Raw genomic sequence first — 18,159 nt, forward strand, 5'->3', positions numbered from 1 at the left:
TTTTTTGCCCGCGTTTTGCCGGCGTCGTCGTCGGGGTGGATCAGAGAGGGTCTTCGGGCCTGTCGATATCCTGCACGCAGCCGGGATCATCCAGCGTCAGGCAGATCAGGCGGTCGGCGTGGCGATCGAGCACCGGCTTGGCGCCTTGCTCACCAGAGAGGCGGGCCAGCTCGGGCAGCAGATCGGCGGGAAAGCTGACGGGATGCCCCTGCTGACCCTGGTAGAGGGGCCGCACCAGCGAGTGACCCTGCTGGGCAGCCTGCAAGGCCAGCAGACTGGTACGGGAGAGATGGGGCATATCGGCCAGCGCCACCAGCAGACTCTGGATGGGCCAATCCTGGGCGAGCAGGGTGCGGACGCCGTGGGCCAGGCTGTCACCCATGCCGCCATCTGCCGGCACCTGGGTGATCAGGGCACCCGTCGGCGCCAGCAGCTGGCGTAACGCCTCGTCTCGCTGCCTGAGCACCACCAGCACGCGGTCATGGCAGGGGAGCAGGGTGGCGAGGGTGCGCAGGATCAGGGGCGGGGAGCCCGCGAGGCGCTTGTCGCTGCCGTAGCGGCGGGAGAAGCCGGCGGCCAGCAGCAGGGCTATCCGCTCAGGCCGCATCTTGGCGAAGCCTCAGGCGAATGCCATGACGGGCGGCGATCACCTCGGCCAGGGTGGCGATGGCGATCTCGATCGGGGCCTTGCTGCCGATCGGCAGCCCGATAGGCGCATGGATCCTGTCGAGCCGCTCCCGGCTGATCTCGCCGATGCGCTGCAATCGCTCCAGGCGGCGCTCGCTGGTGCGCACCGAGCCCATGGCGCCCAGATAGAAGGCCTCTGATTCCAGTGCCGCCATCAAGCCGGCATCGTCGATCCTGGGATCGTGGGCCAGGGCGAGCACGGCGCTCCGGGCCGTGACATGACGCTCGACGAAACGCTCGGGGTCACACCACTCCACCGCTATGCCGCCCTGCTCCGGCCCCCAGTGCCAGTCGGGGCGATATGCCTCGCGGGTGTCGCACAGCAACACCTCGAAGCCAGCGGCCTGTCCCAGTCTGGCCACCTGCTCGCTCACCTGACTGATCCCCAGCAGCAGCAGGCGCCAGCGCTGGGCATAGCTCAGCCGCACCCTGTCTGGATCTTCTTGCTCGCACTGGCTCTGCATCTCGTCGGCCAGATAGGAGCGCACCCCTAGGCCTAGTTGCACCTCCCGCACGAAGGGGAGGGCGCCTTGCAGCCTGCTCAGCCACTCGTTCAGATCCGCGACGGCCTCGCCCCCTGAGAGGCGTTCGACCAGCAGCCGGATGCGGCCGCCGCACGGCAGCTCGAACTCGCTGCCATCGGGGGCCAGATGGGATCCATAGTCCAGCAGACTCAGGGACGAGTCATACTCCCCCCTGGCCAACATGGCGACGAAGGCATCCTCGATGCAACCGCCGGAGATGGAGCCGCTGCGGCGGCTGCCGTCGGTGGCGAACAGGGCCCCTTGCGGGCGGGGAGCCGAGCCGTAGGTCGCCACTATGCTGCACAGCCAGATAGATTTTCCTTGGGCGAGCCAGGCGAGGCTCTGACGCAGCACCTCCAGCTGACCGCTACTCATCGTGCGCCTCGACGATCTCCTTCTTGAGCGCCTCGATGTCGCTTGCACTCAGGGTGGAGGGCTGATGGGCCCAGGTCTGGCGCAGGAAGTTGACCAGATCCGCCAGTTGCTGTTCGTTGAGCTCCTTGGCGTAGCTGGGCATGGGGGCGAAGCGCTCGGTCTGGCTGTAGCTCTGGGCCGGGATCCCGCGCAGCAGCACCGCCAGGGTGTTGGTCGGGGTCGCCTGATCCAGGGTGGCGTTGGTGTACATGGATGGCGTCACGTTCGGCTTGCCCTGACCCTCCTGGCCGTGACAACCGGCGCAGTAGTCCCGGTAGAGCCCATAGCCGGGGTGCGCCCTATCCAGGGTGACTTGCTTGGGCTCCGGCACCGGCAGCGGGGTGTCGCTGCCCAGCAGGTAGCTGGTGACGGCGTGCATGTCTTCGTCGGTCAGGTAGGCGAAGCTCTTCTCGACCACGGGATACATGCCGGCGAAGACGCCGCCCTTGACCGAGTAGCCCTTGCGCAGCAGCCGGGTCAGGGAGTCATGGGTCCAGCCCTGGCGCCTGAGCTCGGTGGCGGTGATCTCCGGGGCCATCACCCCCTCGATCATGGCCCCTTTCAGGTAGCCGGAGTCGTCCATCGCCATGAAGGTATCCCGCGGCGTGTGGCACTCGCCACAGTGCCCCAGCCCATCCACCAGGTAGCGGCCACGATTCCAGTTGCTGCTCTTGGCCGGATCGGTTTCGAAGGCGCTGTCCTCATGGGCCACCATGTTCCAGAACAGCAGGCCGGTGCGCACGTTGAAGGGGAAGCCGACCTCGTTGTCACGGTTAGGGGTGGCGGCCGGTTTGGTCTGCATGAAGTAGGCATAGAGCGCCTTCATGTCCTCATCCGTGACCAGGTGGTAGGAGGTATAAGGCATGGCGGGATAGAGGCGGCCATTGGGGGCGCTGCCGTTGTGCATCACCTCATAAAAATTCTGATAGCTGTAGCTGCCTATCCCCTGGGCCTTGTCGGAGCTGATGTTGGTGGAGTAGATGACGCCGAAAGGCGTCTTGAACGCCAGTCCACCGGCATACTTCTGGCCACCCTCGGCGGTGTGGCAGGCGGCGCAGTCGCCGACCTTGGACAGGTATTCTCCCTGTGCCACCTGCGGATCCTGGGCGTCGGCCGCAGACACTGTGCCTGTGCCGAGCAAGAGTGCGAATGCGAGTCCGGAGAGCATCATGTGCGTACTACCCCCTCCGAGATCAACATGGCCTTGACCCCCTCGTAATACTTCTTGTAACCGGTGCAGCGGCAGACGTGATCCTTGAGTGCCCCCTCGATGGTGGATTCGAGATCGGCCATGGCCACCGGCTGCTTGCGCAGACGTTCCAGCAGCACAGTGGTCTCGTTGACGAAGCCGGAGGTACACCAGCCGCACTGGAAGGAGAAGTGATCGAGGAAGGTCTTCTGCACCGGACTCAGGGCGATGATCTTGCCCTGGTTGTTACGCTTGGCGTGGCCTTCCACCGTGCGTATGCGCTGGCCATTGAAGCGGCCAACCCCGTTGACGCAGGTGCGCACGCTCTCGCTGCTGCCATCCGCCCCGTCGACGACTATGGTGCAGGCATGACAGACGCCGATGCCACAGCCGAACTTGGTGCCGGTCAGGTTCACATACTCGTGCAGGAAGTCGATCATCATGGTGTTGTCATCCACTTCGAGCGGGCCAATGAGACGGTCGTTGATGGTCATGTTTACGGTGATCATTGGATGGCCTTCTGAATGTCGGTTGCAGTCACGGGAAGATGATAGAAGCGGGTGCCGGTCGCCTGATAGATGGCTTCGACCAGGGCGGCGACCACGGGGATCATCACCACTTCGCCAATGCCCTTGGTGGCATCGGTCGGCGAGAGGGGTTCCAGCAGGGTGTGGGTCAGGTTCCAGACTGGCAGCTGGTGCGCCAGGGGCACCTGATAGCGGTTCAGGTTCCAGGTGCCGTTGCCCGGCCCTTCCTGGCCTGACGGCAGATATTCATACAGAGCATGACCGACCCCCATGGCCAAGCCGCCCTGGATCTGGCCTTCCACCAGTTCGGGGACTATGACCCGACCGGCGTCCAGCCAGCTGTGGGCGGACAGTATGTGCACCTTGCCCGAGCCCTTCTCCAGCGCGATCTCGACCAGGGTGGCGCAGGGGGCGTAGTAGGTCACCATGGCGTTGTTCAGGTTGGTACTGGGGTAGTGAGCCTGGGTGCGATCGAGCAGCTGGTAGCCGTTGGCATCGGCCTGTGCGCGCCGCGCGCTGCTGGCGCCGTCACCGTAGCGTAACGCCAGCGCATCTATGGGCAGGCGCTGGCTCTGACCCTCGATGGTGAAGTCGCACTCGGCCCAGGCCCAGCGGTTGAAGCTGTGCACCATGGCACCGGTGATGAGGCCGTTGGCGTGGGCATGAGCCGCCAGCAGGGAGAGCGGCAACGGCGGCATGCCACGGGTCGTCAACCCCGCTGGGGTCCAGCTCGCCTCGCTGGCGGGGCCCAGATCCAGGCCGGCCTGGCCGACGAAGAACTGCTTGCGCCAGATGGCGGTCGCCGCCGGCCAGAGTGTCTGCTCGAACAGGATGCGGGCCGCCGCCACAGTGGCGTGACTCTGGAAGTAGGAGGAGATGGAGGCCGAGGAGGCCTGCGGAATGGCCAGCGTCCAGCGCGGGTTCTTCTGCATCTCGTCCTGGCGTTCCTGAGAGATGGTGTAGGGGTTATCGGTCTCGACCAGCTTGAAGCTCTCCCAGAGCGCGATTTCGGCGAGATCTATGGTGTCGGCCGGTTGGCCGAAGTAGCGACTGACGATCTCGGCCTGGGAGGTCTGGATCCCGGTCCCCATCTCCATGCCACTGATCTTGAGGAGGATTTCCCCCTTGCTTGTCAGCTCGACGCAGGCGGAGGGGGCCACGGCGCCGGTGCCATAGTCCTTGGTGGTGATGCTGAAACCCGTGCCGTGCAGGCGATCCGGGTGCTGGGTCTCGTAAGCCTGCTTCCTGGCCTGGCGCTGGGCCCAGATCTCGTGCCGCTCGGCCATCGCCAGGATCTCGGGGTAACGGTTGTTGCCCTGGGGAATGGCGCCCTGGGTATTGGGCTGGCCGGGCTTGATTAGGTTGCGGCGCCGCAGCGCCAGCGGATCCATCTTCAGCAGCGCGGCGGCCTCGTTGATCATCATCTCCATGGCCGCCATGGTTTGCAGGGAGCCGTAGCCGCGCATGGAGCCGCAGTCCGGGTTCTCGGACGGCAGGGCAACCGCCGTGATGTCGTTCTTGGGCAGGTAGTAGACGCCCTGAATGGCGCTGGCGCCGACGCTGGCCACCGAGCCGGTGAAGTTCAGGCGACCGCCACCGTCAACCGTCATGGAGGAGATCAGGGCGCGGAACTGGCCGCTCTGTTTGTCGAGTACCAGCTTGTTGTGCATGTTGAACGGATGACGCTTGAGGCCACCCTGGAACTGTTCGAAACGATCGTTGGCCAGGCGCACCGGGCCGTCACCATAAATGGTCGCGAGCAGGCCATAGAAGGGGAATATGGTGTGATCCTTGGCGCCGAAGCCACCGCCGATGAAGGGGGAGTGCACCACCAGCTTGTCGACCTTGCCAGCCAGCGGGCCTTTGGCCAGCATCTCGGCGGCCTGGTAGTAGAAGTCGTGAGGGGACTGGGTGCTTATCACCAGGTGCATGGTGCGCGCCTTGGCGTCGAACCAGCCGTTGAAGTTTTCCGGCTCCATCATCATGGGTTCGATGAACTGGGTCTGGTAGCTGCGATCCAGCACCAGGGCGTCCTCGGCCTCCAGCTCCTTGTGCACCAGCTCGGCCTGATAAATCCCCTGTTCGCCCGCGTTGCCATCGGCCTTGGCCGTCGGCCACACCGGCTGGTGGCTGACGATGGCCGGGAAGAAGAGCCCGTTCTTCAAGGTGCTGTACTGGTCGCTCATGCCGAGCTTGCCCTCGATCCGGATGATGCGCCAGCAGGCCCAGGGATCGCGGGTCGTGGCGACCAGCGGCACAACCTCACCGTAACGGATCACCTTGTCGTTGAATTGCAGGATCTGCTTGGCCCGGTTGAAGGTGGCGAAGTCCTGAAAGATCAGCATGGCGGCCGCATGACCCAGATAATCCGGGGTGGCCCCTTCGCTCACCATCATGTTGATGCCGTAGAAGGAGGGCAGCTCGACGCCGTCGCGCGCCAGATCGGCGGCGGTGACGACCCGAACCGGCTGGGCATTGGCAGGCAGCATGGCGAGATCCAGCCCCAGATAGACGCGATCCGCCTTGTCGACCCGGATCAGCAGCGCATGTTGTTGCTGGGACGGCCAGCCGGCCAGATCCTGGGCGCGATAGTCCCGGCTGTAGATCTTCTGGCCGGTCACCTTGGCCAGGCCGTCGCTGCGGAACTTGATCTTGCCGCCCTGCTTCCATTGGCCGAGCAACTCGGGATCGAAGATCTCGTCTTCCATACCGGACAGCGAGAGGTTGGCGAGAAGGGGGGCGCTGTAGACGGCGATGCCGGCGATGACGCACTGCTTGATGAATTCACGTCTTGATAAGGGATAGGACATGGTTCAGCTACCTGTGTGAGGATGAGGCGAGCGGATCGGGGGAGCGAGGAGGGACAGGTGCTGTCGGTCATCTTCCTTGATGTCGCTGCAGAAAATGATAAATAGAATACTAAGGATTGAGTGGTTTGGAAAATGGATTGTTGCATCTTATGTTGAGTTGATGCGATTTATCAGAATAATAAGCTGACTTATGTGGTGTTTGATTTGTATTTTTGAGCTTTTGTATTGGAACTGTCGTGATAAAAGTATTTTGTGTGTACTCACAAGAGACCATTTAATTCTAGACCCATATGAATTGATCTATTTTAGGATTTACCCGGATGAGACTAAGCCGCGTGAGGTTTAGCGGGTCCACTAGGTGGGAAGCTTGTCGGCCCCAGCACAAATGGGGCCTGGTGGCGCGGCCCCCTTGCCGTGGCGGCAAATTCCTGTTGAGCCTCATGGATGAATAGTGGATCATTGACGGTTTCTAAGCGGGGGCGCGCGGTTGCCCCACGAGCTGAGACATTCGAGGTGAATTCATGACCGAGGCGAGCAGCCCAACCAACTTTATCCGTCAGATCATCGATGAAGATCTGGCCAGCGGTAAGCACAAGAGCGTGCATACCCGTTTCCCACCCGAGCCGAACGGTTATCTGCATATCGGCCACGCCAAGTCCATCTGCCTGAACTTCGGCATCGCCCGCGACTACCAGGGCCAGTGCAACCTGCGCTTCGATGACACCAACCCGGCGAAGGAAGACATCGAGTTCGTGGAGTCCATCAAGCAGGACGTGCAGTGGCTCGGCTTCCAGTGGAGCGGCGAGATCTGCTACTCCTCCGACTATTTCGACAAGCTGCACGGCTACGCCATCGAGCTCATCGAGAAGGGTCTTGCCTATGTGGACGAGCTCTCCCCCGAGCAGATGCGCGAGTACCGTGGCACCCTGACCGAGGCCGGCAAGAACAGCCCGTTCCGCGATCGCAGCGTCGAAGAGAACCTGGCGCTGTTTGCCAAGATGAAGAACGGTGAGATGGCCGAGGGCAGCGCCTGCCTGCGCGCCAAGATCGACATGGCATCCCCCTTCATGGTGATGCGCGATCCCGTCATCTATCGCATCAAGTTTGCCCACCACCACCAGACCGGTGACCAGTGGTGCATCTATCCGATGTACGACTTCACCCACTGCATCTCGGACGCCCTGGAGGGGATCACCCACTCCCTGTGCACCCTGGAGTTCCAGGATAACCGCCGGCTGTACGACTGGGTGCTGGACAACATCAGCATCGACTGCCACCCCCGTCAGTACGAGTTCTCCCGCCTGAACCTCGAATACACCGTCATGTCCAAGCGCAAGCTGAACCTGCTGGTGACCGAGGGGCACGTCAGCGGTTGGGACGATCCGCGCATGCTGACCGTCTCCGGTCTGCGCCGCCGTGGCTACACCCCGGCCTCCATCCGCGAGTTCTGCAAGCGCATCGGCGTGACCAAGCAGGACAACATCGTCGAGATGAGCATGCTGGAAGCCTGTATCCGCGACGATCTCAACGAGAACGCCCCGCGTGCCATGGCCGTGCTGCACCCGCTCAAGGTGGTCATCGAGAACCTGGCGGGCGACGAGGTGCTGACCGCACCGGCGCACCCGAACAACGCCGAGATGGGCAGCCGCGAGCTGACTTTTAGCCGCGAGATCTTCATCGACGAGGCGGACTTCAAGGAAGAGGCGAACAAGCAGTTCAAGCGCCTGGTGCTGGGCAAGGAAGTGCGCCTGCGCAACTCCTATGTCATCAAGGCCGAGCGGGTCGAGAAGGATGCGGAAGGCAAGGTGACTTGCGTCTACTGCTCCTACGATCCCGAGACCCTGGGCAAGGATCCGGCCGATGGCCGCAAGGTGAAGGGAGTGATCCACTGGGTCAGCGCCACTCACTCCCTGCCGGCCGAGATCCGTCTCTACGATCGTCTGTTCAAGATGCCGAACCCCGCTGCCGAGGATGACTTCGAGGCGGCGCTCAACCCGGATTCGCTGGTGATCATCGCCGGTGCCCGGGTCGAGGCCTCCCTCAAGGATGCCAAGCCGGAGTTTGCCTACCAGTTCGAGCGTGAAGGCTACTTCTGTGCCGACAACAAGCTCTCCAGCCCGGAGCACCTGGTGTTCAACCGCACCGTGGCCCTGCGCGACGTCTGGGGCAAGGCCGAAGGCTGATGCGAGAAAGGCAGGGGAGACCCTGCCATCACCCGCCCCCTTGCGGACACAAAAAAGCCAGCATCATGCTGGCTTTTTCGTTGCTGCTCGCGGGCCGACGGCGTTATTCGTGCTTGCAGTCGCCGTTCGCGCAGTGACCATAGAGATAGAGGCTATGGTTGGTCAGGCGGATGTTGTGCACCTTGGCGATGTCGCGCTGACGCTGCTCGATCACCTCGTCGGAGAACTCGATCACCTTGCCACAATCGAGGCAGACCAGGTGGTCATGATGCTCCTGGGTAGCCAGCTCGAACACCGACTTGCCGCCTTCGAAGTGGTGACGGGTGACGATACCTGCATCATCAAACTGGTTGAGAACGCGATAGACGGTAGCGAGACCAATCTCCTCACCCTGATCGATCAGCCGTTTATACAGATCTTCCGCACTGGTGTGCTGGCAGTCCGGCTGTTGCAGGATTTCCAGGATTTTGACGCGGGGCAAGGTGATCTTGAGCCCGGCCTTTTTTAACGCTTGGTTGTTGTCTGCCATATTCTATTAATTCGCATTCTCGAAGGTGTGGTTATTCTGATTGACTGCCGAAGGAATGGCAACCACGAACTCGTATGGCCTGTCATTATAGGTCGTAGCCAAGTTAAAAATAAACCCAGCAATTCAAGGGCTTTAGCATGTTCAGCCCCCTTGGAGTATAAATATACCCCGCAGTGGCTAGGCTTGCTCCGCCCGGAAATGTTGATACTATGTAATTTCTCTATTGTCTGGTCGGATGAGATCCATGGATTGGCTTTTTGGCAACGCGGCCTGGGTGCGCCACGCCCTCAACGCCTGGCCTCCCTTCTGGGGAGCCGGCATCAACATCGAAACCCTGAGCCCCGATTTTCGCTTCTGTCGGGTCACCCTGAAATCCCGCTGGTGGAACAAGAATGCCAACCGGACCCAGTTCGGCGGCAGCATGTTTGCCATGACGGACCCCATCTATCCGCTGATGCTGATGGGCCATTTCAAGAACCGCTATTATGTCTGGGACAAGGCGGGCAGCATCAATTACATCAAGCCGGGCAAAGGGATGCTGGTGGCGGAGTTCACCCTGACCGACGCCAAGCTGGCATCGATCGTGGCGGCCACCGAGCGCGGAGACAAGCACTTCCCCGAGTTCGAGGTGCAGGTGCAGGACAAGGGGGGTGAGCTGGTGGCCCAGGTCAAGCGCACCCTCTACGTGCGCGCCAGACCGGAACACAGAGCGACCGAGTAGGCCACCTGCTGAGGCGAGAGTCAGAAACAACAAGGGCCCCAGCGGGGCCCTTGTTGTCAGAGGAGGGAGATCACTCCAGCTCGCTCAGGCACATCTCTTCGTGCAACTGCTTGCACCAGCCCTTGACGCGCTCGGCGGTCAGCTCCGGCTGGCGATCCTCATCGATACCCAGACCGACGAAGTGCTTGTCATCGACCAGGGCCTTGGAGGCTTCGAACTCGTAGCTCGCGGTCGGCCAGTTGCCGATGATGATGGCGCCCTTGGCCTCGACGATGTCGCGCAGGGTGCCCATGGCATCGAGGAAGTACTCGGCATAGTCTTCCTGATCGCCGCATCCGAAGATGGCGACCAGCTTGTTGGTGAAGTCGATCTCTTCCAGCTCGGGGAAGAAGTCATCCCAATCGGCTTGGGCTTCGCCGTAGTACCAAGTCGGGATACCGAACATCAGCAGATCGAAGCTGTCGATGTCGGCCTTGCTGCTCTTGGCAATGTCACGGACTTCAATCAGTTGTTTGCCCAGTTCTTTCTGGATCATCTTGGCGACAGCTTCGGTATTACCGGTATCGCTGCCGAAAAACAGACCTACACTAGCCATAGTGTTTAGTTACCCGTATTTGGTGTTAATGCTTAACGGTCAGATTGCGATGCCTGCTGCAAAAGCAGACTCAATCTGTTGCTTCAGGATAGATTGGATCAGCTCGGCTCGGCTGACGTTCTGTTGTAACGCAAGTTGGTTCAGGCGCTCCAGCAACTCGGCCTCCATCTTTAACTCTACCCGTTTCAGGCCGTTCTCCCGATCTCGCTTGAGCTGATTGCGCTTGTTGATCTTGAGTTGGGTCTCACGGGGGAGTGGATTGGTCTTTGGCCTGCCGGGGCGCTTCTCAGTTGCGAACAGATCCAGTGTTGTTCGATCAGTTTGCTGTTTGGCCATACATCACAGATGAAAAGTAGTTAGCCGATCCCTGAGCCTTCCCAGCCCATTTCGATCAGCCCCTTGGCGACAAAACCCGCGCAACCCAGAAACAGAACCAGCCAGACGATGAGACGACCGAAGCGGGGCACGTTGCCGCGTTTGAGCACGTCGTGAATGGCCAGACCAATCAGCAGGAAGATGGCCACGAAGAACAGCTTCAGGCCCAGACTCTCGATCAGATCGATATGTTCACTCAGCATGGATTGCGCACACTCCTTATGACGGGCGCACTATATCACAAAGGATTTGAAACTGTTAACCGCCTGTCGACAGGAAATCCACAACCAATTTGTTGAACAACACCGGCTTTTCGGCGTGCAGCCAGTGACCGGTTCCGGCGATGACGCGGGCCTTGGCGGCCGGGAATTGTGCCATCACCGTCTCGGTATATTGGGGCTGCACATAGTCGGAATCTCCCCCCTTGATGAACAGGGTCGGCCCCTCGAAGCGGGTCCTGTCGTCGGGCCAGCCCATGATGTTGGCGTAGTTGCGCTCCAGCGCCGGCACATTGAAGCGCCAGCCCCAACCGGACTCCCCCTTGGCGAAGGACTTGAGCAGGAACTGACGCACGCCGGGGATCTCTACGTACTGGGCCAGCAGGGCCTCGGCCTCGGCACGGCTCTGGGGCGGATTGGCAAGGGTGGCGTTGAGCCCGGCGAACACATTCTGGTGACGGGCATGGGGGTAGGCCACCGGGGCTATGTCGGCCACCACCAGCCGGCCGACCCGCGCGGGGGCCTGCTTGGCGACCTGCATGGCGACCTTGCCGCCCATGGAGTGACCGACTATCGCCACCTGATCCAGCGCCAGATGATCCAGCAGGGCGATCACATCCGCCGCCTGCTGCGGGTAGCTCATCTCGTCCGAGTGAAAGGAGGCACCATGGTTGCGCAGATCCAGGCTGATGACCCTGTATTGCTCACTGAGCGGACGGGCCAGCAGGCCGAGGTTGTCCAGGCTGCCGAACAGGCCGTGAATCAGGACGACGGCAGGGCCCTGGCCCTGCTCCTTGAAATGCAAAAGCTGATTGTGTTGCAAAATAACACCTTATCGGTCGTGGGCTGTTTCGCCAGATTCTTAACGCACTGAAAGAAAAGGATTTCATTCTCTTGGGGTGGTCTCTCTTGTGGTTTTTTTCCAAAAAGACGACCCCGGGATCCCTTATCAGTGCGGGGGATCACACACTTGGACCCGCATTATGCCGTATTCTCGATGAGATTCATGCACATCTGCCAGTCCCTCCCTTGGGCTGCCGGGTTTGCCTATGTATAATCGCCGCATCCGAATTTCGACGAGTCCAGCGCATCCCTATGAAAACCATCGAGCTTGATGACGATCTCTACTTCTATATCGCCAGCCAGACCCGGCACATCGGCGAGAGTGCCTCCGATATCCTGCGCCGTCTGCTGGAACAGCCATCCCACATTGCCGTGCCGGTGGTCGAGCCCGTGGCGGCCCCCCAGCCGCGTGTGGTCGCCGATGCCGTGGGGTTGCAGGCCCTGCTCGACTCGGGTGAGCTGCAAAGAGAAGAGAAGTCCATCAACCGCTTCATGCTGGTGCTGAGTAGCCTCTACCAGGACAACCCGGAGAGTTTCACTCAGGCGACCGAGATCAAGGGGCGCAAGCGCGTCTATTTCTCGCGGGACCCCGAGGCGCTGCGTGCCAGTGGCAGCACCACCAAGCCCAAGCAGGTGCCGGATACCCCGTTCTGGGTGATCACCAATACCAACACCAGCCGCAAGCAGAACATGGTGGCCCAGCTGATGGCCAGCATGGGTTACGATGAAGCCTTGACCGCCCAGGTGTGCGGCACCGTTTAACGCATCAAAGACTCAGGCCTTGCCGGGCAAGGCCTCATGCAAGGAAAACGCCATGGCACAGCATCCCCACGCCGGTCAGCCGGCCCGTCTCAGCGACTTGACCAACATTCCCCGTCTGGTCAGCGCTTACTACCTCAACAAGCCTGACATGAGCCGCCCCGAGCAGCGGGTGGCCTTCGGCACCTCCGGCCACCGCGGCAGCGCCCTGCACAACGCCTTCACCGAATCCCACATCCTGGCGGTGACCCAGGCGCTGGTGGAGTATCGCCAGCAGGCCGGCATCACGGGGCCGCTGTTTGTCGGCATGGATACCCACGCCCTCTCTGAGTCCGCCTTCGCCAGCGCGGTCGAAGTGCTGGCGGCCAACGGCGTCGAGACCCGCATCCAGGCCGGCCTCGGTTTCACACCGACCCCGGTCATCTCCCACGCCATTTTGCGCCACAACGCCAGCAAGCCGGCGGCCCTGGCCGATGGGGTGGTGATCACCCCGTCCCACAATCCGCCGGAAGACGGTGGTTTCAAGTACAACCCGCCCCACGGCGGCCCCGCCGAAGGGGAGATCACCAAGTGGGTGGAGGACAGGGCCAACGCCATCCTGGAGGCGAACCTCGCCGGGGTGAAACGGATGCCGTTCGCCGAGGCCCTCAAGAGCGCCCTGGTGGTCGAGCACGACTACGTCACCCCCTATGTGGACGATCTGGAAAATGTGCTGGATCTGGCGGCCATCAAGCGGGCCGGCATCAAGATCGGGGTCGATCCCCTGGGTGGCTCCGGCGTGGCCTATTGGGACGTGATCGCCAAGCGCTATGAGCTCGACATCGAGGTAGTCAACTATCGCGTCGATCCCACCTTCTCCTTCATGACCCTGGACAAGGACGGCAAGATCCGGATGGATTGCTCCAGCCCCTTCGCCATGGCCGGCCTCATCGCCCTGAAAGACAAGTTCGACATCGCGCTCGGCAACGACCCTGACTACGATCGCCACGGCATCGTCACCAAGTCCGGCCTGATGAACCCGAACCACTACCTGGCGGTGGCCATCCAGTACCTGTTCACCCACAGAACCGGCTGGCCCAAGACGGCCGCGGTCGGCAAGACGCTGGTCTCCTCCTCGATGATCGATCGGGTGGCGGGCGAGATTGGCCGCACCCTGAAAGAGGTGCCGGTCGGCTTCAAGTGGTTCGTCGATGGCCTCTACAGCGGCGAGTTCGGCTTCGGCGGCGAGGAGAGCGCGGGTGCCTCCTTCCTGCGCAAGGACGGCAGCGTCTGGACCACCGACAAGGATGGTTTCATCCTGGCCCTGCTGGCCGCCGAGATCCTGGCCGTGACCGGCAAGGATCCCCAGGCCCATTACGACGCCCTGGAGGCCAAGTTCGGCCGCTCCAGCTACCGTCGCATCGATGCCCCGGCCAACAGCGCGCAAAAAGCGGTGCTCTCCAAGCTGGATCCGGCATTGGTTGAAGCCTCCACCCTGGCCGGTGACCCCATCCTCGCCAAGCTGACCCGCGCGCCCGGCAACGACGCCGCCATCGGTGGCCTCAAGGTGGTGACCGAGCACGGCTGGTTCGCGGCGCGCCCCTCCGGCACCGAGTCCATCTACAAGATCTACATGGAGAGCTTCAAGGGCGAGGCACACCTGGATCTGATCCAGCAGGAGGCACAGCTGATCGTCTCCGCCGCCCTGGCCAAGGCCGGCGTCTAGATCCCTCTGCAGGTCAACCAACGCAAAAGAGGAGCCGTAATGGCTCCTCTTTTTTTATGCATCCTGTTGGCTATTCAAGCCATTCGTCTCGCGGGTCAGTCATTGCCGGCCTTGCTGGTGCTCGCCTTGCGGACTTGCCAGCGTTTGAGGAAGGAGCGCGTCGGCAGCTTCATCAGGAACAGGGAGAGCAGGATCACCCCGATGCCGAGCCACTGGCGGCCATCCAGGGTCTCGCCCACCATCAGCACCCCCAGCGACACCGCCACCATGGGATTGGTGAGGGCCAGCATGCCCATCACCTCGGGGCCATGACGCTTGAGACCCCACAGCCAGGCCCAGTAGGCCAGCGCCGTGTTGAGCAGGATCAGCCAGGCAAAGGCGGGGGCACTCGCCAGCCGGGGTATCGGCATGGGGCCCGCCAGCCACCAGGCCAGCGGGATCAGCATCAGCCCTCCCAACAGCAGCTGCCAGGCGGTGAGGGCCAGCAGATCGCTCACCGGCCAGCGCTGCATCCAGCGGCTGGACTGGCCGATGAGCAGGGTGGCGAGCAGGGCGCAGCCCACCCCGATGGGATCCAGATTGGCGGAGGGGTTGAGCAGCAGGAGCACCCCCGCCAGCCCCATCAGCCCCAGCAGCAGCCATTTCAGGCTCGGCCGTTTGCCATCCTGCAACCAGGCCAGCCCCATCAGGATCAGCGGCAGGGTCGCGCCCAGGGTACCCGCCACGGCGCCCGGCAGGCGGAAGGCCGCCACGAACAGCAGGGCGAAGAAGGCGGTGATGTTGCAAAACGCCAGCAGGAATTGCCTGCTCCAGATCAGCGGCGGTCGGCGGGGATGCAGCATCAGCAGCAGCAGGCCGGCGGGCAAGGCGCGCCACACCGCCACCCAGTAGGGGGAGTAGTCGGTCAGGTAGAGGCTGACCAGGGCATAGGTGCTGCCCCAGAGCAGGGGGGCGAGCAGGGCAATCAGCAGTGGCATGGCTATCTCATGGGAAAGTATCTTCAAGTAAAGATAAATTAGCCGCGAGTTGGTTTATTATCAAGTATCTTTACGAAAAGATAATGGAGTCTGGATGGACAGTGATCATGTAGACCTGCTGCTGGCGCAGTGGGCCCGGCAGAGACCGGATCTCGACTGCTCGCCCATGGGCGTGCTGGGGCGGGTGGCGCGCATGGCGGCGATCGCCGGGCGCGAGGTGAATGAGGAGCTCAAGGAGTGCGGCCTGCTGGGCTCCGACTTCGACATCCTGGCGACCCTGCGCCGCGCCGGCGAGCCGCTCACGCCGACCCAGCTCTACCAGTCCGCCATGCTGACCTCGGGGGCCATGACGGCCCGGCTCGACAAGCTGGCCGAGCGGGGCCTGATCGAGCGACAGGCGGCCCCGAGCGACAGGCGCAGCCTGCTGGTCTGCCTGACGGCGGACGGGCATGAGCTGATCGACAGGGCGGTGGAGCGGCACGTGGCGAACGAGCGTCGCCTGCTGGCCCCGCTGACGGACCAGCAGCAGGCGCAGCTGGCCGGCTTGCTCAGGCGCTGGTTGCTGGAAAACGAATGACAAAACGGGCCCAGCGGGCCCGTTTTGGTTGGTAGGTGACGGCTCTCAGAAACCCCTGGCATCCCTGACCGCCAGACCCAGCTGCCACACCGCCATGGCGTAGTGGGTGCTGTGGTTGTAGCGGGTGATGGCGTAGAAGTTCGGCAGGCCGTACCAGTACTGATAGCCGGTGCCCACATCCAGGCGCAGCAGGCTCGCCTCGCTGTGATTGCCGAGGGAGCCGGTGGGGACCAGCCCGGCCCCGCGCAGGGAGGAGACGGGGTAGCGAGTCTGGAAGCCGTGCTCAAAGCCGGGCAGCTGGCCCTGACCGCGCACCGCCACCGGTTGTCCCTTCTCCCAGCCATGGGCCTTGAAGTAGTTGGCCACGCTGCCGATGGCATCCACCGGATCCCACAGGTTGGTATGGCCATTGCCGTCGAAGTCCACCGCATAACTGCGGAAGCTGGACGGCATGAACTGGCCATAGCCCATGGCGCCGGCATAGGAGCCCTGGGGCTCTGCGGGATCCATGCCCTCATCCCGGGTCATCACCAGGAAGGCCTCCAGCTCGCCGGTGAAGAATTCGGCCCGGCGCGGATAGTCGAAGGCCAGGGTCGCCAGCGCATCCAGGATGCGGGTCTTGCCCATCACCCGGCCCCAGCGGGTCTCCACCCCTATGATGCCGACGATGATCTCGGGCGGCACCCCGTAGATCTGCTGCGCCCGGTTGAGCTCGCTCTCGTATTCACGCCAGAAGTTGACGCCATTTTGCACGTTGTCCGGGGTGATGAACTTGGCGCGATAGCGGTTCCAGGCACCGGTCGGGCCGGTCGGCGGCGTGGTGGTGGGGGCCTGGGCGTCCATCAGCTTGATGATCCAGTCGTAGCGCTGGGCCTGCGCCAGCACCTGATGCAGTTGCGCACTGTCGAAACCGTGCTTCTGCACCATGCGCTGCACGAATCTGTCTACGTTGGGACGATTGGCGAAGTCGCCCTTGCTAACCCCTTGGCTATAAAGGGGTTTGCTCGGTGGTGTCTGGTTGATGAAGGCGCTCTTTGGCTGTGGCTTGACCACGGGCGTTGGAGCCGGTGTGCTGCTGCAGCCATAAAGCAGGGGGAAGGCGGATAGGGTGAGGACACAGACAAGGCGACGCATAGGGTTCTCGAAGGCCTGAATAAGGAGTGTCGTCATGGTAAGACATTGGCGCCGGTGCGCAAGTGCTCAGTGCATGGCGGGGGGCCGCTATTCATCCTCTGATTGATTCGCCGCCAGCGCTTGGTGCCCTTCCTCAATGAAGGGTGTGATAGCCGCCCCAGAGCCGGGTCAGGGTAGTGATGCCGCAGAGCAGGGCGAAGCCGTAGGCCAGCGGCCCGAAGGCCCCGGGCCAGAGGCACATCAGCACGAACAGGCTGATGGTCTCGCTGCCCTCGGTCAGACCGCCGATATAGTAGAGCGACTTGTGGTGGTAGACGGGGTTCTCGATGCCGCGCTTGCCCGCCATGATGGCGAAGGCCAGGAAGCTCGAGCCCGTCCCCATGAAGGCGAACAGCAGGGTGGCGGCGGGCAGGGCGTTGGCGGGGGCGCCGAGGGCAAAGCCCAGCACCACGGCGGCATAGAAGATGAAGTCGAGGCTGATGTCGAGGAAGCCGCCACAGTCGGTGATCCCCGTCTGCCGCGCCACGGCCCCGTCCAGTCCGTCCAGCAGCCGGTTGAACAGGATGGCGAGCAGCGCCCAGCCGTGCCATCCCAGCGCCAGCAGCGGCAAGGCCAGCATGCCGATGGCAAAGCCGGTGAGGCTGACCTGGTTGGCGCTGATCCCGGCCCGGCACAGGGGGACTGCCAGCAACTGGAGCGGACGGCGAATGAGGGGGATCAGGTGGCGGTCAAACAAGGTCGGCTTCCTCTTTGTCGGAGCAGGGGGGGGTCAGGGTCAGGATTGCGCCCGGCGCATCCTCCTCGTCGTGGGTGACCAGGATGGCCGGTATGTTCAGGCGCTTGATCTGCTCGAACACCAGGGCGCGAAAGGCGCTGCGCAGCGGCTTGTCCAGCCGGGAGAAGGGCTCGTCCAGCAGCAGGGCTTGCGGCTCGGCCAGCAGCGCCCGCAGCAGGCTGACCCGCGCCTTCTGGCCGCCGGAGAGCCGGCCCGGCAGCTTGTCGGCCTGATCGGCGAGCGCCACCTGCGCCAGTGCCTCGAGGGCGCGCGCTCGCCTGGCCGCCAGCCCCTGGAGCTGGGCGGGCATGCCGAACATCAGGTTCTCCGCCACCGTCAGGTGGGCAAACAGCAGATCGTCCTGAAACAGCATGCCGACGCGCCTGGCCTGAGGGGGCAAGGGGCTGAGCAACCGCTCACCCAGATAGATGTCGCCGCTCAGCCGGATGGGGCCCTTGGCGGGCAGCACGCCCGCCAGCGCCGCCAGCAGCGAGCTCTTGCCGCAGCCGCTCGGCCCCATCAGGGTCAGCACCTCGCCGGGGGCTACCTCGAGGGGGGGCAGCACCAGCAGGGGGCGGCCATCCAGGTGCAGGGTGAGGGGGGTGGTATGCAGCATG

At 62.8% G+C, this 18,159-nt stretch carries 19 protein-coding genes; 5 read left to right on the top strand and 14 right to left on the bottom strand.

What is annotated here, in order from left to right:
• Window positions 1-40 precede the first annotated feature (40 nt).
• From KW821_RS01735 to KW821_RS01755, 5 genes are read right to left on the bottom strand one after another with little or no spacing between them, the layout of a single operon-like run.
• Window positions 41-607, bottom strand: coding sequence for an NTP transferase domain-containing protein (locus KW821_RS01735; RefSeq protein ID WP_218290110.1), 567 nt, complete (start codon window positions 605-607; stop codon window positions 41-43).
• Window positions 597-1,586 (bottom strand): XdhC family protein, encoded by a 990-nt coding sequence (locus KW821_RS01740; RefSeq protein ID WP_218290113.1) that lies wholly within the window; start codon window positions 1,584-1,586, stop codon window positions 597-599. Before KW821_RS01740 ends, KW821_RS01735 begins: the two co-directional genes overlap by 11 nt.
• Complete coding sequence (locus tag KW821_RS01745; RefSeq protein WP_218290115.1) at window positions 1,579-2,796, bottom strand: cytochrome c; 1,218 nt, start codon at window positions 2,794-2,796, stop codon at window positions 1,579-1,581. The genes KW821_RS01740 and KW821_RS01745 overlap by 8 nt, the downstream gene beginning before the upstream one ends.
• Complete coding sequence (locus KW821_RS01750) at window positions 2,793-3,323, bottom strand: (2Fe-2S)-binding protein (protein ID WP_218290116.1); 531 nt, start codon at window positions 3,321-3,323, stop codon at window positions 2,793-2,795. Before KW821_RS01750 ends, KW821_RS01745 begins: the two co-directional genes overlap by 4 nt.
• A complete protein-coding gene (locus KW821_RS01755) occupies window positions 3,320-6,151 on the bottom strand; it encodes a xanthine dehydrogenase family protein molybdopterin-binding subunit (protein WP_218290117.1) in 2,832 nt (943 codons plus the stop codon). The genes KW821_RS01750 and KW821_RS01755 overlap by 4 nt, the downstream gene beginning before the upstream one ends.
• Window positions 6,152-6,672: 521 nt before the next feature.
• Between KW821_RS01755 and glnS the strand changes: the two genes are divergently transcribed.
• Window positions 6,673-8,334, top strand: a complete 1,662-nt coding sequence (gene glnS / locus KW821_RS01760; protein ID WP_218290119.1) for a glutamine--tRNA ligase — start codon at window positions 6,673-6,675, stop codon at window positions 8,332-8,334.
• 103 nt (window positions 8,335-8,437) lie between these two features.
• On the opposite strand, the gene fur is transcribed toward glnS, so the two are convergent.
• Entirely contained in the window at window positions 8,438-8,863 is a 426-nt protein-coding gene (gene fur, locus KW821_RS01765) for a ferric iron uptake transcriptional regulator (protein WP_218290122.1), read from the bottom strand.
• Between the two features lie 244 nt (window positions 8,864-9,107).
• Here fur and KW821_RS01770 point away from each other — a divergent pair, with 244 nt between their 5' ends.
• Window positions 9,108-9,584, top strand: coding sequence for a DUF4442 domain-containing protein (locus KW821_RS01770; protein ID WP_218290124.1), 477 nt, complete (start codon window positions 9,108-9,110; stop codon window positions 9,582-9,584).
• A gap of 70 nt (window positions 9,585-9,654) precedes the next feature.
• Here KW821_RS01770 and fldA read toward each other — a convergent pair whose 3' ends face one another.
• Genes fldA through KW821_RS01790 form a run of 4 tightly spaced genes read right to left on the bottom strand, consistent with a single transcriptional unit; the run spans window position 9,655 to window position 11,577 of the window.
• Window positions 9,655-10,179, bottom strand: coding sequence for a flavodoxin FldA (gene fldA, locus KW821_RS01775; RefSeq protein WP_042651363.1), 525 nt, complete (start codon window positions 10,177-10,179; stop codon window positions 9,655-9,657).
• A gap of 39 nt (window positions 10,180-10,218) precedes the next feature.
• Window positions 10,219-10,515, bottom strand: a complete 297-nt coding sequence (ybfE, locus tag KW821_RS01780; protein ID WP_218290126.1) for a LexA regulated protein — start codon at window positions 10,513-10,515, stop codon at window positions 10,219-10,221.
• Between the two features lie 20 nt (window positions 10,516-10,535).
• Window positions 10,536-10,757, bottom strand: a complete 222-nt coding sequence (locus tag KW821_RS01785; protein WP_005325663.1) for a DUF2788 domain-containing protein — start codon at window positions 10,755-10,757, stop codon at window positions 10,536-10,538.
• A 55-nt stretch (window positions 10,758-10,812) separates the two neighbouring features.
• Complete coding sequence (locus KW821_RS01790) at window positions 10,813-11,577, bottom strand: alpha/beta fold hydrolase (protein WP_218290428.1); 765 nt, start codon at window positions 11,575-11,577, stop codon at window positions 10,813-10,815.
• Window positions 11,578-11,867: 290 nt separating this feature from the next.
• Between KW821_RS01790 and seqA the strand changes: the two genes are divergently transcribed.
• Together seqA and pgm are read left to right on the top strand one after the other, a co-directional pair.
• Window positions 11,868-12,377: a replication initiation negative regulator SeqA gene (seqA, locus tag KW821_RS01795; RefSeq protein ID WP_218290127.1), complete on the top strand. Its 510-nt coding sequence runs from the start codon at window positions 11,868-11,870 to the stop codon at window positions 12,375-12,377.
• A gap of 52 nt (window positions 12,378-12,429) precedes the next feature.
• Window positions 12,430-14,079 carry a phosphoglucomutase (alpha-D-glucose-1,6-bisphosphate-dependent) gene (gene pgm, locus KW821_RS01800; protein ID WP_218290128.1) on the top strand — a complete coding sequence of 550 codons (1,650 nt, stop codon included), beginning with the start codon at window positions 12,430-12,432 and terminating at the stop codon, window positions 14,077-14,079.
• Window positions 14,080-14,174: 95 nt separating this feature from the next.
• Here the strand turns inward: pgm and KW821_RS01805 are convergent, their stop codons facing one another.
• Window positions 14,175-15,056: a DMT family transporter gene (locus KW821_RS01805; protein ID WP_218290130.1), complete on the bottom strand. Its 882-nt coding sequence runs from the start codon at window positions 15,054-15,056 to the stop codon at window positions 14,175-14,177.
• A 94-nt stretch (window positions 15,057-15,150) separates the two neighbouring features.
• Here KW821_RS01805 and KW821_RS01810 point away from each other — a divergent pair, with 94 nt between their 5' ends.
• Window positions 15,151-15,633, top strand: coding sequence for a MarR family winged helix-turn-helix transcriptional regulator (locus tag KW821_RS01810; protein ID WP_218290131.1), 483 nt, complete (start codon window positions 15,151-15,153; stop codon window positions 15,631-15,633).
• Window positions 15,634-15,678: 45 nt separating this feature from the next.
• Here the strand turns inward: KW821_RS01810 and mltB are convergent, their stop codons facing one another.
• The 3 genes from mltB to KW821_RS01825 all read right to left on the bottom strand — a co-directional run bounded on the left by mltB (window position 15,679) and on the right by KW821_RS01825 (window position 18,158).
• Window positions 15,679-16,767 (bottom strand): lytic murein transglycosylase B, encoded by a 1,089-nt coding sequence (mltB, locus tag KW821_RS01815; protein WP_218290429.1) that lies wholly within the window; start codon window positions 16,765-16,767, stop codon window positions 15,679-15,681.
• Between the two features lie 133 nt (window positions 16,768-16,900).
• A complete protein-coding gene (locus KW821_RS01820; RefSeq protein ID WP_218290133.1) occupies window positions 16,901-17,503 on the bottom strand; it encodes a CDP-alcohol phosphatidyltransferase family protein in 603 nt (200 codons plus the stop codon).
• The gene (locus KW821_RS01825) at window positions 17,496-18,158 is read right to left on the bottom strand and encodes an ATP-binding cassette domain-containing protein (protein ID WP_218290135.1); all 663 of its coding nucleotides are present in this window, start codon (window positions 18,156-18,158) and stop codon (window positions 17,496-17,498) included. The genes KW821_RS01820 and KW821_RS01825 overlap by 8 nt, the downstream gene beginning before the upstream one ends.
• Between the last annotated feature and the right edge of the window lies 1 nt (window position 18,159).

The organism is Aeromonas sp. sif2416 (assembly GCF_019218665.1).
GTDB classification, from domain to species: Bacteria; Pseudomonadota; Gammaproteobacteria; order Enterobacterales; family Aeromonadaceae; genus Aeromonas; species Aeromonas encheleia.